The 10,547-nt window shown below is 50.2% G+C and carries 7 protein-coding genes; 5 read left to right on the top strand and 2 right to left on the bottom strand.

The annotated features are described in order from the left end of the window. Positions 1-52 precede the first annotated feature (52 nt). Positions 53-1,027, bottom strand: coding sequence for a KpsF/GutQ family sugar-phosphate isomerase (locus ACQ4MZ_RS26480; RefSeq protein ID WP_430850245.1), 975 nt, complete (start codon positions 1,025-1,027; stop codon positions 53-55). Between the two features lie 93 nt (positions 1,028-1,120). On the opposite strand from ACQ4MZ_RS26480, the gene recQ reads away from it, so the two are divergent. The 5 genes from recQ (at position 1,121) to lhgO (ending at position 8,728) form a co-directional block, all read left to right on the top strand. Further along, positions 1,121-3,334, top strand: coding sequence for a DNA helicase RecQ (recQ, locus tag ACQ4MZ_RS26475; protein ID WP_430850243.1), 2,214 nt, complete (start codon positions 1,121-1,123; stop codon positions 3,332-3,334). A 54-nt stretch (positions 3,335-3,388) separates the two neighbouring features. After that, entirely contained in the window at positions 3,389-4,678 is a 1,290-nt protein-coding gene (gene purD, locus ACQ4MZ_RS26470) for a phosphoribosylamine--glycine ligase (RefSeq protein ID WP_430850240.1), read from the top strand. Between the two features lie 117 nt (positions 4,679-4,795). Then, entirely contained in the window at positions 4,796-6,241 is a 1,446-nt protein-coding gene (locus ACQ4MZ_RS26465) for a PSP1 domain-containing protein (RefSeq protein ID WP_430850238.1), read from the top strand. Between the two features lie 70 nt (positions 6,242-6,311). Further along, the gene (locus ACQ4MZ_RS26460) at positions 6,312-7,505 is read left to right on the top strand and encodes an anhydro-N-acetylmuramic acid kinase (RefSeq protein ID WP_430850236.1); all 1,194 of its coding nucleotides are present in this window, start codon (positions 6,312-6,314) and stop codon (positions 7,503-7,505) included. 23 nt (positions 7,506-7,528) lie between these two features. Continuing rightward, positions 7,529-8,728, top strand: coding sequence for an L-2-hydroxyglutarate oxidase (lhgO, locus tag ACQ4MZ_RS26455; RefSeq protein ID WP_430850234.1), 1,200 nt, complete (start codon positions 7,529-7,531; stop codon positions 8,726-8,728). Between the two features lie 72 nt (positions 8,729-8,800). Here the strand turns inward: lhgO and ACQ4MZ_RS26450 are convergent, their stop codons facing one another. Next, positions 8,801-10,450 (bottom strand): amino acid permease, encoded by a 1,650-nt coding sequence (locus ACQ4MZ_RS26450; protein WP_430850232.1) that lies wholly within the window; start codon positions 10,448-10,450, stop codon positions 8,801-8,803. Positions 10,451-10,547: the final 97 nt, after the last annotated feature.

Genomic DNA, 10,547 nt, shown 5'->3' with positions numbered 1-10,547 from the left:
CGAAGCGCGGTACTGTTACCGCGCTTCGACTCCGCTCACCGTGACAACTGCGCTACACCAACCCTTCGCGCAGCAAATCGTGCAAATGCACAAAACCCAGAGCCTTACCCTCTTCCACCACCACCACCTGCGTAATGCTTTTGGACTGCATTACCTCCAAAGCATTCACCGCATATTCGTCAGGCGATACCGTAATCGGAGATTGGGTCATAATATCCTTTGCGTGCAGGTCGAGTAAACCGGCGGCGCCATAAGTTTTCAGCATTCTGCGCAAATCCCCATCGGTAATAATACCGGCCATTCGGCCATTTTCACTTACTACCGCCGTCGCACCCAGCCGCTTCGAAGTCATTTCCAGAATAACCTCCTGCAAGGTGGCTTGCTCATTCACCGTCGGCAATGCATTATGCGGATAAATGTCGCAGACTTTGAGATAAAGCCGCTTGCCCAATGAGCCTCCCGGATGGTACCGGGCGAAATCGTCATGCGTGAAACCACGCGCTTCGAGCAGGCATATCGCAAGCGCGTCGCCGAGGGCCATCGTTACCGATGTGCTCGTCGTAGGCGCGAGGTTGAGCGGGTCCGCCTCGACGGGAGCGTGCGCGTGGAGTGTGAGAACGCAGTTTTTGGCTAGGTAAGAATCCTTGTTGCTCACCATGGCGATCATTTGCACACCAGTACGTTTCAGCAGCGGCACCAGTACTTTGATCTCCGGTGTATCGCCGCTTTTGGAGATCACGATCACGACGTCATTGTCCTGGATCATGCCCAAATCGCCGTGAATAGCGTCCGCGGCATGCATAAAAAGTGCAGGCGTTCCGGTAGAGTTCAGCGTAGCTACAATCTTCTGTCCTACAATGGCGCTTTTGCCCACACCAGAGACCACAACGCGTCCTCCGGAATGCAAAATCGCATATACGCATTTTTCAAATTCATCATCAATCAATTCAATCAGATTACGTACGGCTTCTGCTTCCTGACGTAATACTTCTTTTGCGGTTGACTGAATATTTTTTATTAATTTCAAATCTGAAACACAGTTTAGAGAGACAAAAACGTCATTATTTATTTCAAAGCGCAAAGATAGGGAAGTTTGGAATAACCATTTTGTGAACAGAGTATGGTACAGCAGGTTGATAAAGTCGTGACCGACACATTAAAAGGGAAGCTTAAAGAAATATTTGGATACAGTCAATTCCGCGGAGATCAGGAAGTTATCATACAAAATATCCTTTTAGGTAAAAATACATTCGTCATAATGCCCACGGGCGCAGGTAAGTCACTCTGCTACCAGCTTCCTGCCCTTGTCAGCGACGGACTGACGATCGTGATTTCCCCGCTGATCGCCTTGATGAAAAACCAGGTCGACCAGCTTACTGCGTTCGGTATCAATGCCCAATTCCTGAATTCCACGCTTACCAAAGCCGAAATGACGCGCGTCAAAACCGACGCGCTCGACGGAAGCCTCAAACTGCTCTATATTGCCCCTGAATCGCTCACCAAAGAAGATAACCTCGATTTTCTCAAAAAGGTAAAGATCTCGTTCGTAGCTATCGACGAGGCCCACTGTATTTCGGAATGGGGCCATGATTTCCGCCCTGAATACCGTCGTATTTACGGGATTATCGAGAATATAGGCAAGCTGCCCATTATCGCGCTAACGGCCACTGCCACTCCGAAAGTGCAGCAGGATATCCGTAAAAACCTGCAAATGGAGGAAGCCGAGACATTTAAATCTTCTTTTAACCGCAAAAACCTTTACTACGAAATCCGGCCGAAGAAGGATATTAAAAAGCAGCTCATCCGCTATATCCGCAACAACAAAGGCAAATCGGGTATTGTATATTGCCTGAGCCGCAAGACGGTGGAAGAAGTTGCGGAGCTTTTGAATGTCAACGACGTACGTGCATTACCGTACCATGCCGGCCTCGATGCCAATACGCGCATGGCCAACCAGGACGCGTTCCTGAACGAGGAATGCGACGTGATCGTGGCTACGATTGCATTCGGAATGGGGATCGATAAACCGGATGTACGTTTTGTGATCCACTACGACGTCCCCAAGTCGCTGGAAGGCTATTACCAGGAAACAGGCCGCGCGGGCCGTGACGGGCTGGAAGGTAACTGCCTTATGTTTTACAGCTACGACGACATTCAAAAACTCGAAAAGTTCAATAAAGACAAAACTGTTACCGAGCGCGACAATGCACGCCATTTGCTGAATGAAATGGTAGCCTATTCGACATTAGGTGTATGCCGCCGCCGGCAATTATTGAGCTATTTCGGAGAATACCTCGAAAAAGATTGCGGCTACTGCGATAACTGTAACAAGCCGACCGAGAAGATCAAAGTGCAGGATGACATTATTTTGATCCTCAAATCGGTAGCGCTGACAGAGCAGCGTTTCGATGCCGATCACATCGCCGATTTGCTCACCGCTACCGACAACCAGTATGTGAGAAGCTACGAGCACGACCAACTGGAAGTATATGGCAAAGGCCTGGAACTGAATGAGTCGCGGGAATATTGGGTGTCGGCGATCCGTCAGTTGGTGATTTTCGGTTATCTCGAAAAGGACATTGAGAACTACGGCGTCATCAAACTCTCGGAAAAAGGGGCCAAATACCTGAACGACCCTTACCCTGTTACACTTCAAAAGGACCACAACTTCGACGAGGAGGAAGTGAAGACAGAGGACGATGATAAGGACACGGTGAATGGCAATGGCAGCGCGCATGCTTACGACGAGGCCTTGCTTGGAATGCTCAAAGCGTTGCGTAAAAAGGTGGCGAAGGAGAAAAACCTGCCGCCGTACGTGATCTTTCAGGATCCTTCTATGGAAGAAATGGCCACTACTTACCCTACTACCCAGCAGGAAATGGCGCAGATCAATGGCGTTGGAATGGGTAAGGTGCAGAAGTTCGGCCGGCCGTTTATCGAACTCATTTCGCGCTACGTGGAGGAGAACGAGATAGAAACGGCTAAGGACGTGGTGATTAAATCCACGGTTAACAAATCCAAGATCAAGATTTTCATTATCCAGCAGGTCGACAGAAAGGTAAGCCTCGACGAGATTGCCGAAGTAAAGGACCTGGCATTGGCTGATGTGATCGAGGAAGTGGAACACATTTGCTACTCGGGTACGAAGCTCAACCTGGATTATTACATCAACCAGGTGATCGACCGCGAGCGGCAGCAGGATATTTACGATTACTTTATGACCGCCGAAACCGACAATATCGCCACCGCGCTGAACGAATTCGAGGGCGAGGAGGTCAGCGAAGAAGAATTACGGCTGATGCGGATCAAGTTTTTGTCGGAACTCGCCAACTAGCCCTCCGGAGTACTTGCCGGACAATCAGTATTTTTTGAATTTTTAAAACCAGTTATGAACATACTCATCTTGGGATCGGGCGGAAGAGAGCACGCTTTTGCCTGGAAAATAGCCCAAAGCCCTCTTTGCGATACCTTATTTATGGCTCCCGGAAACGCCGGGACAGCAGGCATAGCAACGAACCTATCCATTTCTTACAACGATTTTGACTCCATTGCCAACGCGGTAATTGAAAATAACATCGAACTCGTGATCGTAGGCCCCGAGGAACCACTGGTAAATGGGGTTGTAGATTATTTCAATGCACGTGAAGACCTTTCGAAAGTGCGGATTATCGGCCCTGACAAAGCCGGTGCGCAGCTCGAAGGGAGCAAGGACTTCTCGAAGCAGTTTATGGATAAATACGGCATTCCAACCGCCGCTTCGCGCACATTTACGGCCGAAGACCTGGAAGTAGGGCTCGAATACCTCCAAAACCACTCGCTTCCGATCGTGCTCAAAGCCGATGGCCTTGCCGCCGGTAAGGGCGTGATCATCGCAGAAAAGCATTCCGATGCCACACAGGCGTTCCGCGAAATGCTGCTGGACGGTAAATTCGGCAAGGCGGGCAACAAAGTTGTGATCGAGCAATTCCTGAAAGGGATAGAATTGTCGGTTTTTGTGCTTACTGATGGTGAGCATTATAAAATACTTCCCGAAGCGAAGGATTACAAGCGTATCGGTGAGAACGATACGGGCCTCAACACGGGCGGTATGGGCGCAGTATCGCCCGTCGTGTTTGCGGACGCGAATTTTATCAGAAAGGTGGAGGAAAAGGTAGTGAAACCGACATTGCACGGCCTTCAAAGTGAAGGAATCAAATATGTGGGCTTTATTTTCATCGGTCTGATGAATATCAAAGGCGAGCCTTATGTGATTGAATATAATGTCCGGATGGGCGACCCCGAAACGGAAGTAGTAATCCCGCGTATCCAGTCGGATTTTGCGATGCTTATGGCATCGACGGCCAAAGGTACCCTGCAAGATTTCGATCTGCAGATTTCGCCGCAGGTGGCCGTAACGACGGTGGTGGTGTCGGGAGGTTATCCCGAAGATTACGAAAAAGGAAAGGTGATTTCGGGAACAGACAAAGTGGAAGATGTGCATGTATTCCATGCAGGAACCACGTTTAATGCAAACGCCGAAGTCGTGACGAACGGAGGACGGGTGATGGCCCTCACAGGCCTGGCCAATTCCCTCGAAAACGCCGTGCACAAGTCACAGCGGGCTGCGCAGGCAGTGCAATACGAAGGGAAGTATTTCCGGCACGATATTGGCGTGGATTTAATTCGTTATAACGATTGATGAAGCGGAGTAATTATGGGATGTGGATCATGTTCATCCGGGGGATGCGGTACTAACGGTACGGCCGTCGCCGGATGTGGAAGTAAAGGAAGCTGCGGAACAGGCGGATGCAATAAGATGAACGTTTTCGATTGGCTCAGTCACATGGACGTGCCGGCGGGACAGCGTTTTGATGTAGTCGAGGTCAAGTTCAAAGGAGGCAGAAAGGAATATTTCCGGAATATAAATCAGCTGGAATTCGTCACAGGCGATTATGTGGTATGTGAAATGGCTTCCGGCCAGCATATTGGAACGGTATCGTTGCAGGGAGAACTCGTGCGTCTTCAGATGAAGCGCAAGAATGTCCAGATCAACGACGACCTGCATGTGATCTACCGCATTGCGACGGAAAAGGATCTCGACAAGTTCACGCAGGCGATGGCGCGAGAAATGCCCACGCTCTACCGTACGCGTGAGATTATCCGGGAAATGAAGCTTAATATGAAGCTGTCGGATGTGGAATACCAGTCGGATAATACCAAAACGACCTTCTACTATTCATCGGAAGAGCGTGTGGATTTCCGGGAACTGATCAAAACGCTGGCTTCGGAGTTCAAGGTACGGATCGAAATGCGGCAGATCAGCCTCAGGCAGGAAGCAAGCCGTTTGGGCGGATTAGGCTCCTGCGGGCGCGAACTTTGTTGCTCGACCTGGCTGACCGATTTCAAGAATATTTCAACCGCTGCGGCGCGTTATCAGAACCTTTCACTGAACCCTGCGAAACTATCGGGCCAATGCGGAAGACTGAAATGCTGTTTGAACTACGAGCTCGAAACGTACATCGATGCATTGCGGGATATCCCTACGGTGGATGCGCCACTGAAAACCAAGAAAGGTGTGGCCACCTTGCAGAAAACGGATATTTTCAAGAAAATCATGTGGTTCGGGTTTGATAAGGATACGAACTGGTATCCTGTGCCTATTGACAAGGTTTTGGAAATCATCGAATTGAACAAGAAGGATGTTATCCCTGAATCACTCGAAATCCTGACGCCGGAACCTGAAAAGGGGGTCGATAAAGTACCGGGCAAGCTCAATAGCGACCTGGAAAACCTCGATAAAAAGTACAGCGACGAGCAGAAGAAAAAGAAAAAGAAGAAGAACCGCTCGGGGAAGAACCGTGGAAACGGCCTTGAAAACAGCGCCGGCGAAAACGGTGGAAATGAGGCGGGGAATGGTAATCCCGCGGACAATGCAGCCAATGCGCCTCAAAACAAAGGTAATAACCAGAATCAGGGCCAGCGTAACCGGGGCAACAACCCGAGTGAGGAACGTCAGAACCGGGGCAATAACCCGAGTGAAGGCCAACAACAACGTAACCGCGGCAATAACAATCCCGGAGAGCCCCGTAATAAAGGGAATAACAATAACCCCGGCGGAGAGCCGCGCAACAAGGGCAATAACGAAGGGGGAAACAGAAATAGCAACGAAGGAAACAGAAATAACCGGAACCGTAACAGGGGTCAGAAACCTTCCGGCGGTCCATCGGGTGGCGGTCCATCCGGCGGTGAAAACAACGGGTAACATCGTTTCCAAATGAATCCAAACGGGCCAGCTCATTCCAAGGCTGGTCCGTTTTTTAGCATTACTATCTGTGAAAGAACACGTTGAAAAGCTTTACGCGCTGAGCCGGAAACAATTGCGCAGGATTATCGGGCTGATGTCGGGGACTTCGCTCGACGGGCTGGATGTGGCACTTTGCCGTGCGGAAGGCAGCGGGCCGGAAACGCATTTGGAGATAGAGTATTTCAAAACGGTGCCTTATCGCGAGGACTTCAGGAGCGCCGTGCGTGAGATTTTTGCCCAAAGGCAGATCGATTTTCAGCAACTGGTTTTGCTTAACCCTTTCATTGGCTTGCAACATGGCCGGATGATCCTGGAATGCCTGACCGAATGGGGCATCGATGCCTCGGAAGTCGATCTGATCGCCAGCCATGGGCAAACCGTTTTTCACGCGCCTCAAAAGCAGCATAGTATTGCCGGCTTTCCCAATGCGACATTGCAAATCGGCGACGGCGACCATATCGCTGTCAAAACCGGCATCATTACCCTCAGCGATTTCAGGCAAAAACACATTGCAGCAGGAGGCGAAGGTGCGCCGCTGGCCGTGTACGGCGATTACTTTCTGTTTTCCCAAAAAGACGAGAACCGGATATTGCTGAACATGGGCGGCATTGCCAACTTCACATTCCTACCTGGAAACCTCGATGCGTCATTGGTTTTCACGACCGACACCGGCCCCGGAAACACGTTGATAGACGCGTTCACACGATTGCATTTCGGGAAGCCTTTTGATGAAAATGGAAGCATCGCCGCTAGCGGTATGATTGACGAGACGTTGCTGACTGCACTCAAAAACTCGTCGTTTTTTGAACAGCCATTTCCGAAAACTACTGGTCCCGAGGTGTTCAGTATCGATTACGTGAAGAACGCAATGCAGCTTTCTGGCCGGAAAGCGATTCAACCCAACGACCTGATTGCCACTCTGACGCGGTTCAGCGCGGAGACAATTTCGGAAGCGATTCGCAACGCCATGCCTTCAGGTGAAGTATTTGAAGTGTATGCAAGCGGCGGCGGGGCGCATAATGCCGTGCTGATGGGCGCAATAGGCAGATTACTGGGGCAAAACATTCGTCTGATCGATGAACTGGGCGTGTCCGGTGATGCGAAGGAGGCTGTACTGTTCGCGGTACTGGCTAATGAGGCGGTGGCAGGCGAGGCGGTGTATTTCGGTGAGAAAAAAGGTGTACCGGGGGTTTCAATGGGAAAAATATCCTTCCCCGGTTAAGTAAGGAAATAGTATTTGAATATATGTACGACATTACCATCATAGGCGGGGGCATTGTGGGCCTCGCAACAGCCCTCCGGATCAAGGAGCAGAAACCTGCATTGAAAGTGCTTCTGCTCGAAAAGGAAAACGAAGTAGCCAAGCACCAGACCGGCCATAACAGCGGCGTGATCCACTCCGGATTGTATTATAAACCGGGCAGCCTGAAAGCGACCAACTGTATTCGTGGGTACCAGATGCTCATTGATTTCTGCGAGAGGGAAAGTGTTTCCTATGATTTGTGTGGAAAGATAGTGGTAGCCACTACCGAAGAGCAGCGTCCGTTGCTACGCAACTTGTTCGAGCGGGGAAACCAGAATGGCTTGACACAGAACCGCATGATTTCGGAAGGCGAAATGAAAGAGATCGAGCCGCATGTGAAGGGACTGGAAGGCATTTGGGTTCCCTATACCGGCATTATCGATTACAAAACGGTTTGTGAAAAGTACGCGGAGAAATTCCGGAAACTGGACGGCGAAGTACGTTTCGGTGAAAAAGTGACCGACGTGAAAAACCGTAATGCACATTCGGAAGTGGTAACGGCCACCGGGAAGGCATTTGAAACGAAACTGGTCGTGAACTGCGCAGGACTCTATTCTGATAAAGTGGCTCAGCTCACTCAGCCGGAGAATATCAACGTCCGGATTATTCCGTTCCGCGGCGAGTATTACAAGATACGTCCGGAGAAGCATTACCTGGTCAAGAACCTCATTTACCCGGTTCCGGATCCTAACTTTCCTTTCCTGGGCGTGCATTTCACGCGCATGATCGAAGGAGGCATCGAGGCAGGGCCGAATGCGGTATTTGCATTCAAAAGAGAGGGTTACAAGAAGCTGGACATTAACGTAACGGAAATGCTCGAATCACTTTCGTGGCCGGGATTTCAGAAAGTAGCGATGAAATACTGGCGCACGGGACTAGGCGAGTATTACCGTTCGTTTTCGAAAGCCGCATTTACGAAAGCATTACAAGGCCTTATCCCCGAAATTCAAAGCGAAGACCTCATTCCCGGTGGCTCAGGCGTACGCGCACAGGCGTGTGACTACGACGGCGGGCTGCTGGATGATTTCTCGATCATTGAAAACAAGACGGCCATTAACGTCTGCAACGCGCCTTCGCCTGCCGCGACATCGTCGCTTTCCATTGGGCAAACGGTTTCGGAAAAAGTGCTGTCAAGGTTCTAGAATTGATTAATCCATAAACTAAGAGAGGCCATTCCATAACGGAATGGCCTCTCTTGTATTCTTATATTTTGATTACGCCTTTTTGGCCTGTGCCATACCGAAAGTCACGAGGTGAACCAGGGCGAAGATCATCGAGAAGTAGTAAATGCCTGTATCGGCGCCGTCGGTTTGGACGTGGTGGAAATAGGCGATAACAGCCAGCAAGACTGCCAGCACGATACCAACTAATGCAACCGTTTTACTCCCTGCTACTATCGCCGCCGGCAACTTGTTCGACAGGAAGCTATTTTTAATACCATAATATAAATACACATCGAAACCGATGATCATCCACACGAACAGACGGATCCAGGTATCGAGTGGGAGGAACGCCATCATAAAGAAACAAGTGGCTACACCGAGGATGGGAACCAGTGGCACGAGTGGTGTTTTAAATGCACGTGGCGCGTTTGGCATTTGCTTGCGCATCACGATGATCCCGATACATACGAGGATAAACGCGAATAACGTACCGATACTAGTCATCTCACCTACGACGCGCGCAGGTACGAATGCTGCGAAAAGGCTCACAAACACCAGGAACATGGTGTTGTTTTTCACCGGCGTCTGGAATTTCGGGTGTACTGCCGAGAATACGCGCGGCAGCAATCCGTCCTTACTCATACTGAAAAACACGCGGCTCTGGCCTAAAAGCATTACCAGGATCACAGAAGCATAACCTGCAAGGATCGCCACGATGATCGCGCGGTTCAACCATGGATAATCGGGGTGAATGACACCGCTGGCATCAGGTGTACCCATGGATTCGATCGCCACCGCAACCGGCGCGATACCGTCCTGCCCTTTGAATGTGGTGTAATTGGTTACACCGGTCATTACATGTGCAAAAAGAATATATAGAATGGTACAGATCACCAATGAGCCTAGGATACCGATCGGCATATCTTTCTTGGGGTTTTTGGCCTCTTGCGCCGCTGTACTCACGGCGTCGAAACCAATATAGGCAAAGAACACGATTGCTGCGGCCCGTATGATCCCGCTGAAACCATATTCGCCGAAGTTCCCCGTGTTGTCGGGGATATAAGGTACATAGTTAGATTCGTTGATGTATTTCCAACCCAGGACGATGAAGATGATCACGACGGCTACTTTCAAGCCTACGATGATGCCGTTCACCAATGCACTTTCCTGGGTCCCTTTCATTAGAAGCAAGCTCATCAGAATTACAATAAAAATGGCGGGGAGATTGATCACGCCGCCGTCCCACGGACCTACTGTGAGCGCCGCGGGTAAATGGACGTCAAACCCTTCACAGAACTTGACTAAATACCGGCTCCAGCTGATACTTACCGTGGCGGCGCCTACTGCATATTCCAATACGAGGTCCCAGCCGATGATCCATGCGATAAACTCACCCATCGTGGCATAAGAATAGGTGTAGGCACTACCCGCAACCGGGATCATGGAGGCGAATTCGGCATAACAAAGACCGGCGAATGCACAGCCCAATGCCGCTACGATAAAGGAGATGGTGATCGCAGGGCCGGCCTGGTTGGCAGCGGCTCCGCCCGTAATGGAGAAAAGACCCGCGCCGATAATCGCACCGATTCCCAGTGCCACAAGGCTTCCGGGGCCGAGGGTGCGTTTCAGCTGGTTACCTTCTCCGGTAGATTCCTGTAATAGTTTTTCAAGTGGTTTTTTAATCCAGAGTTGACTTGCCATATATTAGGTTCGTTGTTGTAGAAATGATGGTCTGATAAAGCTAAAAGAAAATTTGCTAACTACGTATAGAGACCAAAGAAAAAGAGGGTAAGTGCAA

This window comes from Dyadobacter sp. BHUBP1, from assembly GCF_050587785.1.
Classification (GTDB): Bacteria; Bacteroidota; Bacteroidia; order Cytophagales; family Spirosomataceae; genus Dyadobacter.
The sequence above is the reverse complement of the archived record's forward strand: the minus strand, read 5'-3'. Positions and strand labels throughout refer to the sequence as shown.